Genomic DNA, 20652 nt, shown 5'->3' with positions numbered 1-20652 from the left:
GTTACCGAGGTTGGTGGGTGTTCTCGATCCTTTGATGGTGAACTACATCGCCCCCCATCGGTCATCGGAAAGCTCAACTAGCTGGCCAACCGCCTGTCCGATCGCGTGATCCGAACCGGGCTTTAATGTGCTCCATAATTGCCCGCTCGGCGAGGCACTGGGCGCGCCGATAATGCGGCCGCGTTTGGTGTAAAATACCCCGACCGCCGCCGGCCGCCGCGAAATCCGGTCGTCGTCGGCCGACAGCGCGTAATAGACGATCTCGGCGAACGCGGCGCGCGACGCCAGCGCCGAACCCAGCAGCATGGCCGCCCGCGGTTCGGCACCTAAGGCCCGGATCCGGTCGGCCAGCTGCGCGGGATCATGGGTCCCGCTCAGGTTCTGGCTCATCGTCTCCAGCGGCGCACCCACCGGCGTGACCTGCGCGGCCTCGGCAGGCGGCAGCTCCGCGAGCAGCGCGCGGGTCACCGTGTCCAGGCCCGCATCCCCGTCGATCACCCGGAGCATGATCTCGTTGCCGACTCGGCGCGCCAGCACCGCCCGCTTGCCGCGCCGCACGAGGGCCAGCCGGGCGATACCTTCCGGGGTGACCAGCCGCATGGCCAGCTCCCGATCGGGCCGTTGCAGCGCCTGCAGCAACGGCACCAGATCGGCCGACACTTCGCCGTCGGTGATCAGGCCACGCGACACCAGGGTGCTAGTGGCGTGGTCGAGCGCGGCAGTCAGCATCTCGACGGTGCCGTGCCGGGGCCGGATACCGAGGACGGCCGGAAAACTCTGGATCCCGATCCGTGCCGCGATAGCCTGCAACTCGTCGTCGGTGACGGTGAACTGCGACAGAGCGGCGGTGGTCATCGGCTCGCCTCCCGATCCCCGCCGATCACCGGCGGCGACACCCACCGGTCCGACACCTGCTGCAGGGTGCGTTCCGGTTCGTCGGCGAAGCCCTCCACCGTCCGCTCCGGCGCGGCTAGCTCATCGAAGATCGCGGTGTTGGGCCCCCAGCTGACATTGGACACGGTGAACGGCGCATCGTTTTGCTGCGCGGCCGGCAGCCAGGACTGCCCGGCGCTATCCGACAGGCCCGCCCCCGGCTCGCCGCCGCCCTCCATCGGGGTCGCCGGCCGCACCGACTCGTGTTCACGCTCCTGGTTGTTGCCGCGCCCCATCGCCCCCATCGGACCGTAGGCGCCACGGCCCATCCCGCCGCCGCTGCCCGACCCGCCGTTGTTGAACGGGGTCTTTTTCAGATCCTTGGCTTCTTCGCTGGTCTTGATCGGCGTCGCCATCATCGGCGTCAGCTGGCGCGGCGCCTTGCCGCCGCCACCGCCGTGGCCGCCGCCGCCCTTGCCCCCGGACTTACCGTCTTTCTCGGATTTCAGCGCGTCACCGTTGACGACCTGCGGAGGCAGCGGCTGCTCCCACGGTTCGGCGAAGTCGGCGACGGCGTCCTCGTAGCGGGTCATCACCGTGGCGGCGTCCGCTTGGTCCGCGTTGGCGGCTTCGTCGAACTCGGCGAAGGTGCCGTTGAGGATCGCGCCGTTGTAGGCCCCCAGGGACGCCATCATGTCCTGGGTCGCCTTGGCCTCGATGGCCTCCGACACACTCGGCATGGACAAGATTGCGACCGTGTTGGCGACCGCCGCTTCCTCGATCTTCTGCCCATTACCGGCGGCGCTCAGGGCGAACGCCTGCAGCCACTTCCCGAATTCCACCAGCTTGCGGGCCACGGCGTCGGAGCCGTCGCTGCGCCATGAGGCCTGGAACCGCTCGATGATCTTGTCGTAGTCGGCGGACACCCGGGCGAGCTCGTTGGCCACCCGGATCCAGGCCGCCCCGGCTTCGCCGACGGAGGCGGGGCCGGGGCCGTCGGTGAGGTCGCGCGCCAGCTGTTCAGTGCTCCGCGATTCCCACACCACATTGGTGAATCCCATGCTGCGACCTCCCCCCTCTACCTAGTTCACTTGACCCGAACCGAAATTGACCATTTGCTGCGGCGAATCAGGCTAGGTCCGTCTCCTGGATCCGTCCCGAGTGCCCACGCAGCGTCGCCGCCACTTCCGTCATCTCAGTAGCGGCCTGATCCGACGCCTTGGTAAACGAGGCGTGCACCTCGTTGGTCGTTTTGGCGACCCGCTGCGACACCTCGTCGCGGCCCGAGGCCACCACGGTGAGGTTGGGCGCCTCGGTTTGCATGACGTGCTGCACCCGCTGGGCCAGCTCGTCGATTTGCTTGGTCACGTCACCGACCTCACCGGGTCGGATTGAGATGTCACTCTTCTCGGCCATGTCCGTACTCCTTAGATTCGTAGTTCAACATCGGGATCCGCATGGGGATCGGCTTCGCCGATCACCGGCGGCGCGACGGTGCCGAGATCCCCAACGATCTCCCCGCCCTGGTCCGAGGTGTGCAAGAACGACGCCGACGTGTGGCTGCCGTTGCTGGCCCCCGCCTTGTTGCCGGCGGCCCCGGCCATGCCGGCGCCGCCCATCATGCCGCTGCCCATCCCGGCGCCGCCGACCGCCGGCCGGGCCGCGGCCGCTTGCGTCGCTGACGCCGCCGACTCGTTCTGCAGCATCGGCGACCCTGGTGGCGGGGCCAGTGCTCGTGCCGCCGAAGTGGCCATGCCGGCGCCACCGCCGGCGCCCGCGCCCGCAGCGCGGGACGCCGCGCTGGCGAGGTGGGCTCCCCCGGTACTGGCTGCCGAGGCGGCGCCGGACGCACCCTGCCCGGCGGCCTGACTCATCTGCGAGATCATCTGGGTCCCGGCCTGCGTGCCCGCCTGGACCCCCTGGGTCAGGAGCTGGGTGCCCATCATGATCGGCATCATGCCCGCCTGCATCGCCGGCCCCGCCATGCTCATCGCCATCGAGAGCATCGGGCCGAGCATCCCCATCAGCTCTGTCGGGGCCCCGGTGACCGCTTCCGGGGCGCCGGTGGCGGCGGTGGCACCCGCCTGCGCCGTCAGCGTGGATTCCAACTCGCCGATGAGCTCGCCCATTCTCCCGGCGGTCTCACCCACCGTCTCACCCATGCCCGGCAAACTGAACGGCACCTCGCCGCTCAGCTCCTGTAACCGTTCGTGACACTCCTCAAGGAGCTCCGTCAATCGCGAATAGCCCTGCGCAGCGTTGGCCATCGCCGTCGTGCCGTGGCCGGCGAGGCCAGCGCCCTGCGCCCCGATCGCGGCCTGATTCCCCAGATTTGCCGCGGTCTTGGCGGCGTGCCCGGCGGCGCCGGCGCCCGACCATCCGCCGCCCCCGGCTCCCTGGCCCAGTTGGCCCATCAGCCCCTGCAGGCTTTGGGCACCCTGCTGAAACGCCTGCATGACCGGCTGGAACATCTGCTGCGGGTTGAGCCCCTGGGTCAAGCCATTGCCCACCATGCCGAGCATGCCGACCAGCGGCGCCATCATCCCGGCGATCATGCCGGCCCCACCGGGTCCGCCCATCCCGGCGCCGGCAGCGTTGGCCGCCGCATCGGCGGGATGCGGATCCCGCGGATCCAGACCCAGCTCGCTCAAAACGTCCTCGACCGGCTTGTTCAGCCAGTCCTTCAGGCCGTGCTCCACCGCGTTGATGGCCGGCGCCGGATCGTAGACAACGCCCGACGGCGACGACGGAAACGCCGGCGGGGCTAAGGACGCGGCCTGACTAGGCGCTTGCGGGACGCCAGGTTCTGTGGCGGCCATTTGCGGCTAGGCCTCATCGAGCTTCACAAAGGCCGACTGCGCAGCCTGGGTGCCGGCCCCCAACAGCGAATTATTCACCGCCGACAACATCCCGCTGGTGACGTTGTTGCTGGTCGCCTCGAAGAACGCGGGGATCATATTCGCCACCCCGATCGGCCCCACGGCGGTCGCGAACCCCGACAGCTGCGTCGGGGTAATCGCCGAGAACGCGCCCGTGATTGCCGAGAAGACACCTTGCTGTGCGGCGGTCATCGCACTCATGAACGCAGGCTCAGTGTGTAGATTTTCTGACATCTTTCCCTCCCGAAGCCGCGCCGCAAATGCGGCTGACAATGGTTTAGCTACTATAACCGCCGCCGCGGACCCGTTGACGCGGGATTTTTACCGATCGGCGGGTCCTGCTCGGGTACCGGAATCCCCGGTAGTTGGTTCGGCACAAACGTGCTGCCATCCCAGCATGTCAACGGGGTTTCCTGCAGCTCGGCCATGCGGCTGTTGAACTCCTTGATCAGGAAATTCTGCCGCTCCAGCGCGAGCCGGGACGCCGCCTGAGCTGTCTCGACGATCAGCTTGGCCAGCGCGTCAGCACCCAGCCGGGTGGCCGAGGGACCCAGCCACAGCCCGGTCATCTCACCGGACGCGGTGACCTCGGCGCTCACCGACTGGTCGCGGCTGGTCACCCGCACCGAAATCGACTTGCAGTGCTCACCGAGCGCCTGCATGAGGTCGCGCTGCTTCCTCATCCGCGCCATCAGCGACTGCGCGAGGCTGGTCATGGGCGCCGCTCCCCGCGAATGCCGCAGGTGATCACACCGACCTCATCCAGCTGGCCGGGAGTTCGTCCTCGCCCAGCAGCTCTTCCTCGGCTTTGGTCAGCTCCTCCTCGGTCGCCAACTTCATATCGCTGATCAGCGAGGAGCTACACCCTCGCTCCAGCATGTCGCGCCGGTGCGCCACCTGCGCCCGCATCGCCGACAGCCGACACAGCGCCATGATTTCATCGGCCAGTTGCTGCGGCGATTTCTTGAGTTCCCGCGCATCGATCTTCAGTGCCGTCGGCAACCCCCGCTTGGTGGTCACCACCGCTATGCTGCCGCTGGGCGAACGGGCCGCGCCCTGCCGGAAACCCGGTTGCCCAGGGTTGCGCCCCGGGGTCGGCTGCGACGTAATGTTGCGAGGTGGCACGACTTTAAAGTTAGTACAATGCTATGAACCGCGCGACCAGTACAGACAGGGCGGGGAGTTCGCGAGCTGGCGCCCCGCCCCAACTTTTCAGTCCGGCGGGGATGATTCGGTGACTTTAGTGAGGAACACCAACGGATGAGTGGCACCAAGGACGCGAAGCGGGTCTTTGACGCGGGCGTGTTGTCGCTCGGCATCGCGATCGACGGATTAGAGACCGACCGGGACGCGCAATACGCGGCCATGGCGTTCAAACGGGCCACCGAGTACGACCCGGAGATGGCCGACGCCTGGCTGGGCCGCGCCGCCGCCGGCGACACTAGCCCCGAAGTGCTCTACAACCTGTACCGCACCAGCCAGGCCAACCTGTTCCGCGAGCAGCGGCGACTCGGGCTGCCCCGAAACGCCCTCAGCGGCCGGTTCGAAACCGGCTTGTATTTGGACTACACCCTGAGCACCTTGACCGAGGTGTGGCTGGCATATGCGGCCAGCATGATTCAGGGCCAAGACTACGACGAGGCCGAAAAGGTGCTCGACGAACTGGAGGTGCTGCGGCGGTCCATGCCCGGCGGGGATGCGGAATCCACCGAGATCTGCGCCTACATCCGGGCGGTGCTGCATTTCACCACGCAGCGCTGGCCCGACGTGTTGACGGCGCTGGCCAGCTCGGCGTCATTCACCGACGAGTACATCGCCGCGGGCGCGCATCTGATGGTGGGTTCGGCGTGCGCCCAGATGGGCCTGTTCGGGGAGGGTATCCGCCGCCTCGACCAGGCGATCGAAGGTCCAATACCGGCGGCGCGGCGCGCGGCCGAATTCTGCAAGGGTCTGACGCTGCGGGAAATGGGCAAGGAACCCGAGGCCCGGGAGATCTTTGAGCGGATCTATTCCGAAGAGCCCGGCTTCGAGGCCAACGCGGCCGCGCTGCACGATCCGAAGTACCGCCTGATCGTCACCACCAAGGAAACCATCGATTCCCGCACCAACAAGTGGGATCCGAGCACCGCCCGCACCGGCGACGAGGTCGACGCCGAGGGGTTGGCCGAACGTAGCAACGAGTACCTGCGGGCCGCGCAGGCCGAACTGGACCGCCAGATCGGCCTGGCCGACGTCAAATTACAGGTCGCCAAGTTGACGTCGGCGGCGAAGTTGGCAAAGGTCCGCGGCGACAAGGGCCTCAACGCGGGCTCGCGCAGCTTGCACCTGGTATTCACCGGGCCGCCCGGAACCGGTAAGACCACCATCGCCCGTGTGGTGGCCCAGACCTACTGCGGGCTAGGCCTGCTGAAAACCCCGGCCGTGGTCGAGGCCACGCGTAGCGATTTCGTCGGCGAACACCTCGGCAGCACGGCGATCAAGACCAACGCGCTGATCGACTCCGCGATGGACGGGGTGCTGTTCATCGATGAGGCCTACACGCTGGTACAGACTGGCCTCTCCGGGGGAGACGCCTTCGGCCGTGAGGCGGTGGACACCCTGCTGGCCCGGATGGAAAACGACCGCAAGCGCCTGGTGGTGATCATCGCCGGGTATGACGCGGAGATCGATCGCTTCCTGGCTTCCAACGAGGGTCTGGCGTCCCGGTTCACCAAGCGGGTTCGGTTCAGCTCGTATGACCCGACCGAGCTGGGCGACATCGGCCGGTTGATCGCACAGTCCCGCGACTCCGAACTGTCCGAGGCGGCCTACGACGAACTCGTCGAGGCGTGCAAAACCCTCTACGAGACCGAGTCGACCGATAACTCCGGGCAGGTGCGGCGCCGCATCGATCTGGCCGGTAACGGACGGTTCGTCCGCAACGTGATCGAGTCCGCCGAGGAGGAACGCGAGTATCGGCTGAGCGAAGACCACGGCGCCAGCGTCGAGAACCTCGACGAAGCGGAGTTGATGCGTATCGAAGCCGAGGACATGCGCGCCGCGCTGAAAAGCGTGCTGGGCATGTTGAGCCGCACCTGAAAGCCGAGCCCTATAGTGACCGAATTCGACGACCGTCGGCCGCCGCCCAACCCCCACCTGGCGATCACCGAACTCGACACCACGCCGATACCGATACCGCGGAACCTGGCGCCCCCGCCGACCCCGCAGGCTCCGCCGCTCGCCCCACACAACGAGCAGACTCCCCCGCCGCGGCCACCCCAGCCGCCACCGGCTCCACCTCCCGGTCCGGGTGCTGACCACCCGCCGCAGCCTCCCTACCCGCAGCCGAACGGGGCTCCGGTAAACACCGGCCCGCATCCGACGGCGCTGCCTCGACCGATGCCGCCGCCAGCGGAGCGTGGACCCGACCCGGGTGCGATGTATCCGCCGGTCGCAACGCCGTTTACCAGCGCAACACCCGAAGGCCCGGCGACGCGGCAACCGCACATGCCGTCACACAGCGAACTCGGGTTGGTCCGCCGGGCCCGGCCGGCCCCCCAGGCCGGGTGGCGGAAGGCGGTGCACCGGATCACTGGGATCAACCCCGGCGAGTCCGACAAGGAGAACACCCACAAACGGCTGGTGGCCCGGGTGGACCAGCCGGTGCGCGGCGACTACAGCATCGCGGTGCTCTCGCTGAAGGGCGGCGTCGGCAAGACCACCACCACGGTCGGGCTGGGCTCCACCTTCGCGGCGATCCGCGGCGACCGGGTCATCGCGGTCGACGCCAACCCGGACTTCGGCACCCTCGCCCAGCGCGGCCCGGACCAAAGCCGGTCCACCGTCCGCGACCTGTTGCTGGACGAGGAGATCTTCCGCTACTCCGACATCCGGCGGCACACGTCGCAAAACTCCAGCCGCCTGGAAATCCTGGCCTCCGAACGGGATCCGGCGACCTCGGAGGCGTTCTCGGAAGCCGACTACCGCATCGTCATCCGGCTGCTGCAGCGGTTCTACAACATCATCCTCACCGACTGCGGCACCGGGCTGGTGCACTCGGCGATGACCGGTGTGCTCGATGAGGCCGACGCGATCGTGTTGGTCGCCTCCCCGGCGATCGACGCCGCCCGCAGCGGGCTGGCGACGCTGGACTGGTTGGCGCACCACGGCTATGCGCACCTGGTGCCCGGGGCGACGGTCGTGGTCAGTGCGGCCCGCCCCGGCAAGATGTCGGTCGACATCGATCTGCTGGCCAGCCAGTTCCTGGCCCGCGTCCGTGCCGTGCACGTCATCCCGTTCGACGACCACCTGGCCCAGGGCTCCGAGGTGGTGCTCGATCTGCTGGGCTGGAAGACCCGTCAGGCATTCCTCGAATTGGCGGCCACGCTGGCCGACGGATTCGCGCACACCACCAAACGCACCGACCGGATTTCGCAGACCTAGCCCAACTGGTCGATCAACGCATTGATCCGCGACGCGTCGGTCTCCGATACCGACTGCTCGGCTTCCACCGCCGCGATCAGCTCCGGCGGCAACCCGGCTGCATTCGCCGTCTCCGCCACCGACAAATCCGCGCGGCGCCGGGCGGCATACAGCCGCTGCCCCAGCGTGGCGCCCGGTGCGGCCGCGGCCCGTTTCATCAGCTCGTCGTAGCGGCGCCGCACCGCGGACAGCGTCAACGCCAGCGCCGGGGCGCCCTGGGTACGGCGCGCCGCGCGGGCCACCACATCCTCGAGCTCGCGCAGATCCGCCACGATGACCGAGATCCGCTCGGAGAACTCCGGCGAGTCGCTCGACGGCAACGCATCCACCGCGGCGGCGAAGGTCTTCATCGCCACCTCGGCCGCGTCGACGATCAGCGACGCCTGCCCCTCATCGGACGGGTGAGCCGACTCGGTGCCCGGAACGGCGCCGCCGTTGCGGATCTGCTCGATGGTGCCCGCCGGCCATTGCAGCACCTCTTCCAGCTTGGCGCGGGTCCGCTCCCGCGGCCAGCTGCGGCCCTTCTCGAACGCGATCAACGCGCCGGCGTTAATGATCTTGTATTTGGCGAGGTTACGCTGGGTGATCTCCAGTTCCCGGCGGCGGCTGGCGGCGGCCGCCCCGGCCCGCAGCACCCCCGGGTCGATGTCGGTTTCCGTCGTGTCGTCGAGGCCGCCCCGGGTCCGCACCACCTCGGTGATCTCGATGTCCTCATCGAAGGCGAAGTCGATGTAGGTACCGTCCGGGCTGCCCACGTACAACCGCAGCCCGTCGTAGATTTCCACCGAATCCCGGCGTTCACCGTTAACGTAGATACCGTTGAGGCTGCCGTTGTCGACAGCGAACCACCGCCCCCGCCGGGGCTCCAGTCGCACGTGCGCCCGGGAGATCCGCGGGTCACCCACATGCACGTCGGCCTGATCACCGCGGCCGATCACCACCGTGTCTCGATCCGGCGCAAACGCGTACACCGCACCGTCGCAGCGCACGGTGAGGGTTTTCGGGTAGTGGGGTTCGGTCATCGTCAGTAACTGTATCGGCCCGGCGAGGACGTCCGGGTCACGATTGTTCAGCGCTGGTGGAGCTGCTCTCGCGCGGGGGGCGGGAGGCGAAGTGCTGCGCGACGATCGCGGCGATCTGCAGGAATTTGGCGCGGGTCACCGGCGCCATCTCACTGGCCACATCGATGACGCCGCCGGGCCGCAGGTGCGGATCGAACGGCACCTCGACCACCGCCTGGCCGTGGCTGTGGAACTGCTGCGTCAGCACCGAGCGGGTCCGCTTGTCGGCGTGCCCGTCGGAATCGTTGAGCACCACGACGGTGCGCTGCAGCAGATCGGTCTGGCCGCGGTCGGCCAGCCACTCCATGGTCTTGGCGGCCGCCGACGCCGCATCCGCCCACGGCGACGACACCACGATCAACGCGTCCAGGTCGCGCAGCGCTTCCTGCGTCACCGGGGCGTCCATCGTCGAACCGCAGTCGATGATGGAGATGGTGAAGTGCCGGTCCAGGCGCAGCGCGGCCTCCCGGTACAGCGCGGCATCGATCACCCGGCGCCGCCCCGTCGCCGGCTCCCCGGCCAGCACGTACAACCCGGCGGCGTTGCTGCCCACCCGGGCGCTGACGTCGGCGAACGACTCCAGGTTCTTATCGGTCGCCAGATCCCAGTACGAACTGGGCGCGCCGGGATCGACCCTGCTGGAGAGCCGGCCGAACGCGGTGTCGGCGTCGACGGCCACCACCCGGTCAGCGCGCCGCAGCTGGGCGAAGATCGATCCGACGCTGGCCGCGACGCTGGTCTTGCCCACCCCGCCCTTGCCGAGGACACCGACCTTGTAGCTGCCGCGGAAGGCGGACACGATGGTCGCCGCGAAGTCGGCCTCCTGGCGTTCGGCGGGGGAGAGCCCCAGGTTGACCAGGCCGAACGTGGCCGCGAACAGGAAACGCCGCCAGCCGCGCCCCGGCCGGGGCCGTGGCGGCGGGCCTGCGGGCACCGGCTGGATCTCCCCGTAGGTCCACTGATCGGTCGGCCTGCCGTCATGCGGCTGCGGCGGCGCGGGGGGCTGCGGCAGCTGGTCCGGCGCCGGCTGGGGATACGGCGCTGGTGCCGGGGGCGCGCCGGTCGGCGCGTACCCCAGCCGGTCTCGCAAAAAGTCGTCGCTTTGATTCATGGGTCCCTCGGTGGATCTGCAGGCTGCCCGACAGCGCGGCGGCCGCGGTGAGCCAACCGGGCGGAGCCAGGCATCGGCTCCTAGTATCGACTAAAGCCACCCCTAGCCGGGCACGGGTCGCCCGCGCAGCGTCATTTCAGCTGCTCAGAGGCCCAATACTCGCGGAGGCTGGCGATCCGGTTGCCGTCGAACTCGAGGATGGCGACCTCGCGCATCCGCTTGCGGCGGCCTTCGACCAGGTCGTCGAACCGCGCCTCCCACTCGGCGATGGCCGTTTCTCCGTCGAGGTAGAGGTTGAGCAGCTCAGCGTCGATATTGGCCTGCTCGGCGACGACCTTGGTTTGCCAGTAGTGCCGGATTCCCGCTGCGTCGCGGATCGGCTCGCCCAACACCCGTTCGTGGTAGATCGCGGTCGGCGTGAAGACCGTCACGATCAGGTCGGGGTCTTGGGTCATCCATGCCCGCAGGTAGACGTCGATCACGGCACGCACGTCGTCTTTGGCCAACCCCATCAGAACCTCCGTGGTGCGGTGGTAGCCGTAGCACTCGCATCGTAGAGCGCACCGCGTTTCCGTACCGACGCTACGGTCTCAATGCGTTGCGCCGATCCGCGCCGCCGCGCCACCGCGGCGGCGGAATCCGGCCGCGCACCGTCGGCGACGAACCCTATAACTCCAGGTAAACTCCGGTAATTAAGTAGGTTAAGTGTTCCTGTCGCCCCATACCACCACCAGCCGGCAGGCAGCGACACTTCTTTGCCCGACGTCGATATTGCAATCTCTAGTTGCGTTGCTTCAGTTTGAATGCTACGGTTCTCGCATTGCTCCCCCGTTGGAAGGAACGCCGATGACCAGCCCCTCATCTGACCCACGGATGCTCGACGACGTCGTTGGCGCCTGCGTGCAAGATCCCGACCGGTGGATGACGGCCACCGACGACGCCACCAAGGCGATCTGCCGCGGCTGCCCGCGACGCTGGCTGTGCGCGCGAGACGCGTACGAGACCCCGGGCGCGGAAGGGCTGTGGGCCGGGATTGTCATTCCCGAAGCGGGGCGGGGACGCACCTTCGCACTGCGTCAGCTCAAATCCCTGGCCGAGCGGGGCGGCTACCCGGTGCGGCAGAAGCGTCGCCGCTCAGCCTCGCCGGTAACCGACTAACGGAAAACCGCTGGGACCGGCTCCGTGCCGAGCCGGCCGGCGGGGGTCCGGGGCCATGACTTGCGGTGCAGCACCGTCGAGGGGTGGCCATGGCCCCGGACCCAACCACTAGCTTTTCTGAACAACCACCCCAATTTACGCGGATTCGCCCACGTCGCCGGCCCCGCAACTTCGGAAAAACGCTCAGCGTGACCGATATCACCTTGCGACACGCGGATCAGCACTGGACGTGCCATCACAGCAGGTGATCACCCACAAGCACCGTCGGTTCCCACCGCCGTCGCCGGGGCAACCCGGCCGGGATTGCGGGCCGAACAGCGGCCTCACCGGGCAGAAAACCGCAGGCGGGCGGCGTGATCGGGCCGCTCCCGCCGCGTGGCGGGTGCGCTGTGAAATTCGGCACTGCCGGCGGGCGGCTACCATTGGCTAAGTTGGCATGTCAGCCGGGTTTTGTCATATCGTTTTAAGGCTTGTCGAGACCGGGACTAGAGCCACCGTTCAGCGCTGCACGGCCGAATCTCTGACCGGGCGATCGTCACCGGCGGACGATGAACAGACAAGACCGAAGGGGCCCAGCCCGCTGCCTCCGGGATGCGGCGTTGCGGATCTTCTGTCAATGCCGCGCAGACAGTCTTTTGTGAAGGGTCAGGTGGGAATGCCCAGCCGAGTCGGGCTTTACAACCCCGCATTCGAGCACGATGCGTGTGGTGTGGCCATGGTCGTCGACATGCACGGCCGGCGCAGCCGCGACATCGTGGACAAAGCCATCACCGCGCTGGTCAACCTCGAGCATCGCGGCGCTCAGGGCGCCGAGCCGCACACCGGCGACGGGGCGGGCATCCTGATCCAGGTTCCCGATGCCTTCCTGCGTTCGGTGGTCGACTTCGACCTGCCGGCCGAGGGCAGCTACGCCACCGGCATCGCGTTCCTGCCGCAGTCCTCCAAGGACGCGGCCGCGGCGTGCGCGGCGGTGGAGAAGATCGTCGAGGCCGAGGGACTGCAGGTGCTCGGCTGGCGCGATGTCCCCACCGACGACTCGTCGCTGGGCGCGCTGGCCCGCGACGCGATGCCGACCTTCCGGCAGCTGTTCATCGCCGGCGCCTCCGGTATGACCCTGGAGCGTCGGGCCTATGTGATCCGTAAGCGCGCCGAACACGAATTGGGCACCAAGGGCCCCGGCCAGGACGGTCCGGGCCGCGAAACCGTCTACTTCCCAAGCCTTTCCGGGAACACGTTCGTCTACAAGGGCATGCTGACCACCCCGCAGCTCAAGGCGTTCTACCTGGACCTGCAAGACGACCGGCTGACCAGCGCGCTGGGTATCGTGCACTCCCGGTTCTCCACCAACACGTTCCCGTCCTGGCCGCTGGCGCACCCGTTCCGGCGGATCGCGCACAACGGCGAGATCAACACCGTCACCGGCAACGAAAACTGGATGCGGGCCCGTGAGGCGTTGATCGACACCGAGGTGTTCGGGCCGAACGGCTTCGAGAAGCTCACCCCGATCTGCACCCCGGGCGCCTCGGACACCGCGCGGTTCGACGAGGCGCTCGAACTGCTGCACCTGGGCGGTCGCAGCCTGCCGCACGCGGTGCTGATGATGATCCCCGAGGCGTGGGAACGGCACGAGTCGATGGACCCGGCCCGCCGGGCGTTCTACCAGTACCACGCCTCGTTGATGGAGCCGTGGGACGGCCCGGCGTCGATGACGTTCACCGACGGCACGGTGGTGGGCGCGGTGCTCGACCGCAACGGCCTGCGGCCGTCCCGCATCTGGGTCACCGAGGACGGCCTGGTGGTGATGGCCTCCGAGGCCGGGGTGCTGGATCTGGACCCGGCCAAGGTGGTGCGCCGGATCCGGCTGCAGCCGGGCCGGATGTTCTTGGTCGACACCGCCGCCGGCCGCATCGTCTCCGACGAGGAGATCAAGGCCGAACTGGCCGCCGAGCACCCGTATCAGCAGTGGCTGGAAACCGGTCTGATCCCGTTGGACAAGCTGCCGCAGGGTGACTACGCGCGGATGCCGCATCACCGGATTGTGTTGCGGCAGCTGGCCTTCGGCTACACCTACGAGGAGCTCAACCTGCTGGTGGCGCCGATGGCGCGCACCGGCGCCGAACCGATCGGGTCGATGGGCACCGACACCCCGATCGCGGTGCTCTCCGAGCGGCCCCGGATGCTCTACGACTACTTCCAGCAGCTGTTCGCCCAGGTGACCAACCCGCCGCTGGACGCCATCCGCGAAGAGGTGGTGACCAGCCTGCAGGGGGCGCTCGGCCCGGAGGGTGATCTGCTCAACCCGACCGAGAACTCCTGTCACCAGATCGTGCTGTCCCAGCCGATCCTGCGCAACCACGAGCTGGCCAAGCTGATCAACCTCGACCCGGACGCCGAGGTCAACGGGCGCCGAGTCAACCTGCGCTCGCAGGTGATTCGCTGCCTGTACCCGGTCGCCGAGGGCGGTGCCGGGTTGCGCGCCGCGCTCGATGAGGTGCGCACCCAGGTGTCGGCGGCGATCGCCGACGGCGCCCGGATCATCATCTTGTCCGACCGCGAGTCCACCGAGGAGTTGGCGCCGATCCCGTCGCTGCTGGCCGTCTCGGCCGTGCACCACCACCTGGTGCGGGAGCGGCTGCGCACCCAGATCGGGCTGGTGGTCGAATCCGGCGACGCCCGCGAGGTGCACCACATGGCCGCGCTGGTCGGCTTCGGCGCTGCGGCGATCAACCCGTACATGGTGTTCGAGTCGATCGAGGACATGCTCGACCGCGGTGTCATCGAGGGCATCGACCGCGAGACCGCGCTGGGCAACTACATCAAGGCCGCCGGCAAGGGTGTCCTGAAAGTCATGTCCAAGATGGGCATTTCGACGCTGGCGTCCTACACCGGGGCGCAGCTGTTCCAGGCGGTCGGGATCTCCGAGGACGTGCTCGACGAGTACTTCACCGGGCTGGCCTGCCCGACCGGGGGGATCACCCTGGACGACGTCGCCGCCGACGTCGCCACCCGGCATGCGCTGGCCTACCTGGACCGCCCCGATGAGCGGGCGCATCGCGAGCTGCCGGTCGGCGGCGAGTACCAGTGGCGCCGCGAGGGCGAGGGCGCCGAATACCACCTGTTCAACCCGGAGACGGTGTTCAAGCTGCAGCACTCGACCCGCACCGGCCAGTACTCGATCTTCAAGGAGTACACCAAGCTGGTCGACGACCAGAGCGAGAAGATGGCGTCGCTGCGCGGGCTGCTCAAGTTCCGCGCGGGGGTGCGCCCGCCGGTGCCGCTCGAGGAGGTCGAACCGGCCAGCGAGATCGTCAAACGGTTCGCGACCGGCGCCATGAGCTACGGCTCGATTTCCGCGGAAGCCCACGAAACCCTGGCCATCGCGATGAACCGGCTGGGCGGGCGGTCCAACTCCGGGGAGGGCGGCGAACACGTCTCCCGCTTCGACGCCGACCCCAACGGCGACTGGCGGCGCAGCGCGATCAAGCAGGTCGCCTCGGCCCGGTTCGGGGTCACCAGCCACTACCTGACCAACTGCACCGACATCCAGATCAAGATGGCGCAGGGCGCCAAACCCGGTGAGGGCGGCCAGCTGCCCGGCCACAAGGTGTACCCGTGGATCGCCGAGGTGCGGCACTCCACCCCGGGCGTCGGCCTGATCTCGCCGCCGCCGCACCACGACATCTACTCCATCGAGGATCTGGCGCAGCTGATCCACGACCTCAAGAACGCCAACCCGGCCGCGCGCATCCACGTGAAGCTGGTGTCGGAGAACGGGGTCGGCACCGTCGCCGCCGGGGTGTCCAAGGCGCACGCCGACGTGGTGCTGATTTCCGGGCACGACGGCGGCACCGGCGCCACCCCGCTGACCTCGCAGAAGCACGCCGGCGCGCCGTGGGAGTTGGGCCTGGCCGAAACCCAGCAGACGCTGCTGCTCAACGGACTTCGCGACCGCATCGTGGTGCAGGTCGACGGCCAGCTCAAGACCGGCCGCGACGTGATGATCGCCGCCCTGCTGGGCGCCGAGGAATTCGGTTTCGCCACCGCCCCGCTGGTGGTCACCGGCTGCATCATGATGCGGGTCTGCCACCTGGACACCTGCCCGGTCGGGGTGGCCACCCAGAACCCGGTGCTGCGCGAACGGTTCACCGGCAAACCGGAATTCGTCGAGAACTTCTTTATGTTCGTCGCCGAAGAGGTCCGGGAACTGCTGGCGCAGCTGGGTTTCCGCACCCTCAACGAGGCCGTCGGCCAGGTCGGCGCCCTGGACACCACGTTGGCCCGGGCGCACTGGAAGGCGCACAAGCTGGACCTCGCCCCGGTGCTGCACGAGCCGGAGTCGGCGTTTATGAACCAGGACCTGTACTGCAGCTCGCGCCAGGACCACGGCCTGGACAAAGCCCTGGACCAGCAGCTGATCGTGATGAGCCGCGAAGCGCTGGATTCCGGCACACCGGTGCGGTTCTCGACCACCATCTCGAACGTGAACCGCACCGTGGGGACCATGCTCGGCCACGAGGTGACCAAGGCCTACGGCGGGCAGGGCCTGCCGGACGGCACCATCGACATCACCTTCGACGGGTCCGCCGGCAACAGCTTCGGGGCGTTCCTGCCCGCCGGGATCACGCTGCGGGTCTACGGCGACGCCAACGACTACGTCGGCAAGGGGCTGTCCGGCGGGCGGGTCGTGGTGCGGCCCTCCGACAACGCCCCGGAGAGCTACGTGGCCGAGGAGAACATCATCGGCGGCAACGTGATCCTGTTCGGCGCCACCAGCGGGCAGGCGTTCCTGCGCGGGGTGGTCGGCGAACGGTTCGCGGTCCGCAACTCCGGCGCCCACGCGGTGGTCGAGGGGGTGGGCGATCACGGCTGCGAGTACATGACCGGCGGCAAGGTCGTCATCCTGGGCCCCACCGGCCGCAACTTCGCCGCCGGCATGTCCGGCGGGGTGGCCTATGTCTACGACCCGGACGGCACGCTGCCGACCAACCTCAATACCGAGATGGTGGATTTGGACGAGTTCGACGACAACGATCGGGAGTGGTTGTACGGGATGCTGCAGGCGCATGTGGACGCCACCGATTCCGCGGTGGGCCAACGCATCCTGGCGGACTGGCCGGCGCAGCAGCGCCACTTCACCAAGGTGATGCCGCGCGACTACAAGCGGGTGCTGCAGGCGATGGCCGAGGCCGAAGCCGCCGGCACCAATGCCGACGACGCGATCATGGCGGCGGCCCGTGGCTGATCCCAGAGGCTTTCTGACCTACACCGAACGCGAGCTGCCCAAGCGGCGGCCGGTGGAATTGCGGCTGCGCGACTGGAACGAGGTCTACGAAGACTTCCCGCACTCCACCCTGCAGCAGCAGGCCACCCGCTGCATGGACTGCGGGATCCCGTTCTGCCACAACGGGTGTCCGCTGGGAAACCTGATCCCGGAATGGAACGACCTGGTGCGCACCGGTCGCTGGCGCGACGCCATCGAACGGCTGCACGCGACCAACAACTTCCCGGACTTCACCGGGCGGCTGTGCCCGGCGCCGTGCGAGGCGTCGTGCGTGCTGGGGATCAACCAGGATCCGGTCACCATCAAGCAGATCGAATACGACATCATCGAGAACGCTTTCGATGAGGGTTGGGTGGTGCCGCTGCCGCCGGAGACGTCGACCGGCAAGACCGTGGCCGTCGTCGGCTCCGGGCCGGCCGGCCTGGCCGCCGCCCAGCAGCTGACCCGCGCCGGGCATGCGGTGACGGTGTTCGAGCGCGCCGACCGGATCGGCGGTCTGCTGCGCTACGGCATCCCCGAGTTCAAGATGGAGAAGCGCTTCGTCGACCGCCGGCTGGCGCAGATGGAGGCCGAGGGCACCGTGTTCCGGGCCGGGGTCAACGTCGGCGTCGACATCACCGCTTCCCAGCTGCGCGAAGACTTCGACGCGGTGGTGCTGGCCAACGGGTCCACCGCCGGCCGGGACCTGCCGGTGCCCGGCCGCGAGCTGGACGGCATCCACCAGGCCATGGAGTACCTGCCGTGGGCCAACAAGGTGCAGGCCGGCGACGATGTGCTCGGCCCGGACGGCGAACCGCCGATCACCGCCAAGGGCAAGCGCGTCGTCATCATCGGCGGCGGTGACACCGGGGCGGACTGCCTGGGCACCGCGCACCGCCAGGGTGCGGTCAACATCCACCAGTTCGAGATCATGCCGCGCCCGCCGGACACCCGCGCCGAGTCGACGCCGTGGCCGACCTATCCGTTGATGTTCCGGGTGTCCTCGGCGCATGAGGAGGGCGGCGAGCGGGTGTTCTCGGTGAACACCGAGGAGTTCGTCGGCCAAGACGGGCACGTCACCGCGCTGAAGGTGCACGAGGTGACCATGCGCGACGGCAAGTTCGAGAAGGTCGACGGCTCCGACTTCGAGCTGGAGGCCGACCTGGTGTTGTTGGCGATGGGCTTCGTCGGGCCGGAGAAGCCGGGCCTGTTGACCGACCTGGGGGTGGAGTTCACCGACCGCGGCAATGTCGCTCGCGACGACAACTTCGCCACCTCGGTGCCCGGGGTGTTCGTGGCCGGCGACGCCGGCCGCGGCCAGTCCCTGATCGTGTGGGCGATCGCCGAGGGCCGCGCCGCCGCGGCCGGGGTGGACCGCTACCTGATGGGACGCACCGCCCTGCCGGCCCCGATCAAGCCGACCGACCTGCCGCAGCGCTAACTCGCGTCGCCGTTCCGCCGCGAGCAGACGCAAAAGCCCCCTTTCGCGATCCGAAATGGGGGCTTTTGCGCCTGCTCGCGCCAATCACTTCAGTCACAATCGCCTCACCAGAATCATCCGATTATTTATCGGCGCGTCGCGAGCTGTTTGCCAAGCGACAGGTGTCTAATAACGCGGTGTGGGCAGTGCGGTATGCGGGCCCAGATCAGCAACACCGACCGCAGGAGTAGTCGTCGTGCACATCAACCCGATAGCCCTATCGCGGGTGGGGCGAATGGCCTGGTCATTCTTACGGCACCCGGTCAAAAGCCGCGAGTTTCCCGCCAAGCACGAACGCCTGGTGACCACCGACGAGCTATTGCGCTTCGGGGCATAGCCGCGCCAGCCGCGATCCGCGCGGTAGTTTGCCGGTTCGTTACCTCTGGATGCGACGCGCACCGGGGCCGCGTCTGACCTTGGCGTGGAGGAGAGAATCAGGTCATGCCGCCTGGCCCCGATCCACGCCACAAGAGCCGGTTACAGCCCAGAATCCCGGATGGCCTCGGCTAGCGGTTCGAGCACCGCCGGGTCATAGGGCACCGGGATGTACACGATGGCCAGGTCCAACCCTTCGGCGCCCAATGCGCCCGCGTCGTCAATCACCTTGGCGTAGTTGCGGTCCGGATCCAACCGCACGTGCGCCGAGAGCAGGATCTCCTTGGGGTCGCGGCCGATATCGGCGCAGTGCGCGGCCAGCACGTCGCGCTTGCGGGCGAACTCCGCGGGTGTCCCGCCGACGAAATTCCAGTGCTGGGCGTATTTCGCGGTGATCTTGAGGGTGCGCTTCTCGCCGCTGCCGCCGATGCAGATCGGCGGGTGTGGGCGCTGGGGCCCCTTGGGCTCGTTGCGCGCCCCCTTGAGCTGATAGAACTTGCCGTCGAAATCGGTGGTCTCCTGGCTGAGCAGGCCGGTCAGCACCTGGCAGGCCTCTTCGAATCGGTCGAAGCGTTCTTTGATGCTGCCCAATTCGATGCCGTAGGCGCCGGACTCCTCCTCGTTCCAGCCGGCGCCGATGCCCAACTCGAGCCGACCGCCGGAGATGATGTCGAGGGCGGCGGCCATGTTGGCCAGCACCGCCGGATGGCGGTAGTGGACCCCGGTGACCAGGGTGCCCAACCGCAGCCGGGTGGTGGCTTGGGCCAGCGCGGTCAGCGTGGTCCAGCCCTCCAGGCACGGCCCGGCGGAATCGGAAAAGATCGGATAGAAGTGGTCGAAGGTCCAGCCGGACTCGTAGACATCGATCTGGTCGGCGGCCTGCCAGACGGCGAGCATGTCGGCCCAAGTGGTGTTTTGCGGTGAGGTTTTGAAGGCGAATCGCACTCGCTTCAGGCTACTCGCGGGTGCGGCACACTGGGGGAATGGATCCGGTGACCGCGCTGCGGCAGATCGCCTACTACAAGGACCGGGCCCGCGAGGACTCCCATCGGGTGATGGCCTACCGGCGGGCCGCCGACGTCGTCGAGGCGCTCGACCCGACGGAACGGGACCGACACGGCCGGGCCAACAGCTGGCAGTCCCTACCCGGGATCGGGGAGAAGACCGCGGCGGTGATCGACCAGGCGTGGTCCGGCCGCGAACCCGATGTGTTGGTCGAATTGCGCACCGCGGCCAAGGATCTCGGCGGTGGCGAGGTCCGCGCCGCGCTGCGCGGGGACCTGCATCTGCATTCGAACTGGTCGGACGGGTCGGCGCCGATCGAGGAGATGATGGCGACCGCAGCGGCACTGGGCCACGAGTACTGCGCGCTGACCGATCATTCGCCGCGGCTGACGATCGCCAACGGCCTCTCCCCCGACCGGTTGCGCCGGCAGCTTGACGTGATCGACGGGCTGCGGGAGCGGTTCGCGCCGATGCGCATCCTGACCGGCATCGAGGTTGACATCCTCGACGACGGCCGCCTGGATCAGCAGCCGGAGCTGTTGCAGCGGCTGGACGTGGTGGTGGCCAGCGTGCACTCGAAGCTGTCGATGGATGCGGCGTCGATGACCCGCCGGATGGTCCGCGCGGTGTCCGACGGGCACGCCGACGTGCTGGGCCATTGCACCGGGCGGCTGGTGGCCGGCAACCGCGGCATCCGGCCCGAGTCGAAGTTCGATGCGGAGAAGGTGTTCACTGCCTGCCGCGACCACGGCACAGCGGTGGAGATCAATTCCCGCCCGGAGCGCCGCGATCCACCCACCCGGCTGCTGAACCTCGCGTTGGAGATCGGCTGCCTGTTCAGTATCGACACCGACGCGCACGCGCCGGGCCAGCTGGATTTCCTGGGCTACGGCGCGCAGCGTGCGCTCGAGGCCGGGGTGCCGACCGACCGGATCGTCAACACCTGGCCGGCCGAGGAACTGTTGGCCTGGACGGCGTCATAAACTCAC

General features: G+C 68.3%; 16 protein-coding genes and 1 pseudogene. 6 read left to right on the top strand and 11 right to left on the bottom strand.

The annotated features are described in order from the left end of the window. Window positions 1-42 precede the first annotated feature (42 nt). The 7 genes from ACAG26_RS07700 to ACAG26_RS07670 form a co-directional block, all read right to left on the bottom strand. The gene (locus ACAG26_RS07700) at window positions 43-855 is read right to left on the bottom strand and encodes an ESX secretion-associated protein EspG (RefSeq protein WP_370480910.1); all 813 of its coding nucleotides are present in this window, start codon (window positions 853-855) and stop codon (window positions 43-45) included. Next, complete coding sequence (locus ACAG26_RS07695) at window positions 852-1934, bottom strand: PPE domain-containing protein (RefSeq protein WP_370480909.1); 1083 nt, start codon at window positions 1932-1934, stop codon at window positions 852-854. Before ACAG26_RS07695 ends, ACAG26_RS07700 begins: the two co-directional genes overlap by 4 nt. A 67-nt stretch (window positions 1935-2001) precedes the next feature. Then, entirely contained in the window at window positions 2002-2289 is a 288-nt protein-coding gene (locus tag ACAG26_RS07690) for a PE family protein (protein ID WP_370480906.1), read from the bottom strand. Between the two features lie 11 nt (window positions 2290-2300). Further along, a complete protein-coding gene (locus ACAG26_RS07685) occupies window positions 2301-3692 on the bottom strand; it encodes a hypothetical protein (RefSeq protein WP_370480903.1) in 1392 nt (463 codons plus the stop codon). A 6-nt stretch (window positions 3693-3698) separates the two neighbouring features. After that, window positions 3699-3953: a hypothetical protein gene (locus ACAG26_RS07680; RefSeq protein ID WP_370480901.1), complete on the bottom strand. Its 255-nt coding sequence runs from the start codon at window positions 3951-3953 to the stop codon at window positions 3699-3701. An 83-nt stretch (window positions 3954-4036) separates the two neighbouring features. After that, entirely contained in the window at window positions 4037-4468 is a 432-nt protein-coding gene (locus tag ACAG26_RS07675) for a YbaB/EbfC family nucleoid-associated protein (protein ID WP_370480897.1), read from the bottom strand. A 31-nt stretch (window positions 4469-4499) separates the two neighbouring features. Next, on the bottom strand, window positions 4500-4772 hold the full coding sequence (locus ACAG26_RS07670) for a hypothetical protein (protein WP_370480895.1): 273 nt from the start codon (window positions 4770-4772) through the stop codon (window positions 4500-4502). A 240-nt stretch (window positions 4773-5012) separates the two neighbouring features. Here ACAG26_RS07670 and eccA point away from each other — a divergent pair, with 240 nt between their 5' ends. Further along, window positions 5013-6830: a type VII secretion AAA-ATPase EccA gene (eccA, locus tag ACAG26_RS07665; RefSeq protein ID WP_370480894.1), complete on the top strand. Its 1818-nt coding sequence runs from the start codon at window positions 5013-5015 to the stop codon at window positions 6828-6830. Between the two features lie 39 nt (window positions 6831-6869). Then, window positions 6870-8174 (top strand): annotated as a pseudogene (locus ACAG26_RS07660) (MinD/ParA family protein); the annotation flags it as partial. On the opposite strand, the gene ACAG26_RS07655 reads toward ACAG26_RS07660, so the two are convergent. The 3 genes from ACAG26_RS07655 to ACAG26_RS07645 all read right to left on the bottom strand — a co-directional run bounded on the left by ACAG26_RS07655 (window position 8171) and on the right by ACAG26_RS07645 (window position 10897). Continuing rightward, complete coding sequence (locus ACAG26_RS07655; RefSeq protein ID WP_370480892.1) at window positions 8171-9235, bottom strand: FHA domain-containing protein; 1065 nt, start codon at window positions 9233-9235, stop codon at window positions 8171-8173. The pseudogene ACAG26_RS07660 and the gene ACAG26_RS07655 sit on opposite strands and share 4 nt — an antisense overlap. Window positions 9236-9272: 37 nt before the next feature. Beyond that, on the bottom strand, window positions 9273-10385 hold the full coding sequence (locus ACAG26_RS07650; RefSeq protein ID WP_370480890.1) for a MinD/ParA family protein: 1113 nt from the start codon (window positions 10383-10385) through the stop codon (window positions 9273-9275). A gap of 131 nt (window positions 10386-10516) precedes the next feature. Next, on the bottom strand, window positions 10517-10897 hold the full coding sequence (locus ACAG26_RS07645; protein ID WP_370480888.1) for a nuclear transport factor 2 family protein: 381 nt from the start codon (window positions 10895-10897) through the stop codon (window positions 10517-10519). A 334-nt stretch (window positions 10898-11231) separates the two neighbouring features. Here ACAG26_RS07645 and ACAG26_RS07640 point away from each other — a divergent pair, with 334 nt between their 5' ends. The 3 genes from ACAG26_RS07640 to ACAG26_RS07630 all read left to right on the top strand — a co-directional run bounded on the left by ACAG26_RS07640 (window position 11232) and on the right by ACAG26_RS07630 (window position 18244). Then, window positions 11232-11543 (top strand): WhiB family transcriptional regulator, encoded by a 312-nt coding sequence (locus tag ACAG26_RS07640; protein ID WP_071029150.1) that lies wholly within the window; start codon window positions 11232-11234, stop codon window positions 11541-11543. Window positions 11544-12198: 655 nt separating this feature from the next. After that, window positions 12199-16785 (top strand): glutamate synthase large subunit, encoded by a 4587-nt coding sequence (gene gltB, locus ACAG26_RS07635; protein ID WP_370480887.1) that lies wholly within the window; start codon window positions 12199-12201, stop codon window positions 16783-16785. After that, window positions 16778-18244: a glutamate synthase subunit beta gene (locus ACAG26_RS07630; protein WP_370480886.1), complete on the top strand. Its 1467-nt coding sequence runs from the start codon at window positions 16778-16780 to the stop codon at window positions 18242-18244. The genes gltB and ACAG26_RS07630 overlap by 8 nt, the downstream gene beginning before the upstream one ends. Window positions 18245-18760: 516 nt before the next feature. On the opposite strand, the gene ACAG26_RS07625 is transcribed toward ACAG26_RS07630, so the two are convergent. Then, window positions 18761-19603, bottom strand: a complete 843-nt coding sequence (locus ACAG26_RS07625) for an LLM class F420-dependent oxidoreductase (RefSeq protein WP_370480884.1) — start codon at window positions 19601-19603, stop codon at window positions 18761-18763. Between the two features lie 38 nt (window positions 19604-19641). Between ACAG26_RS07625 and ACAG26_RS07620 the strand changes: the two genes are divergently transcribed. After that, window positions 19642-20646: a PHP domain-containing protein gene (locus ACAG26_RS07620; RefSeq protein ID WP_370480882.1), complete on the top strand. Its 1005-nt coding sequence runs from the start codon at window positions 19642-19644 to the stop codon at window positions 20644-20646. Window positions 20647-20652 lie beyond the last annotated feature (6 nt).

Source organism: Mycobacterium sp. pUA109 (assembly GCF_041287095.1).
Taxonomy (GTDB): Bacteria; Actinomycetota; Actinomycetes; order Mycobacteriales; family Mycobacteriaceae; genus Mycobacterium.
This window is presented reverse-complemented; position numbering and strand designations above follow the sequence as displayed.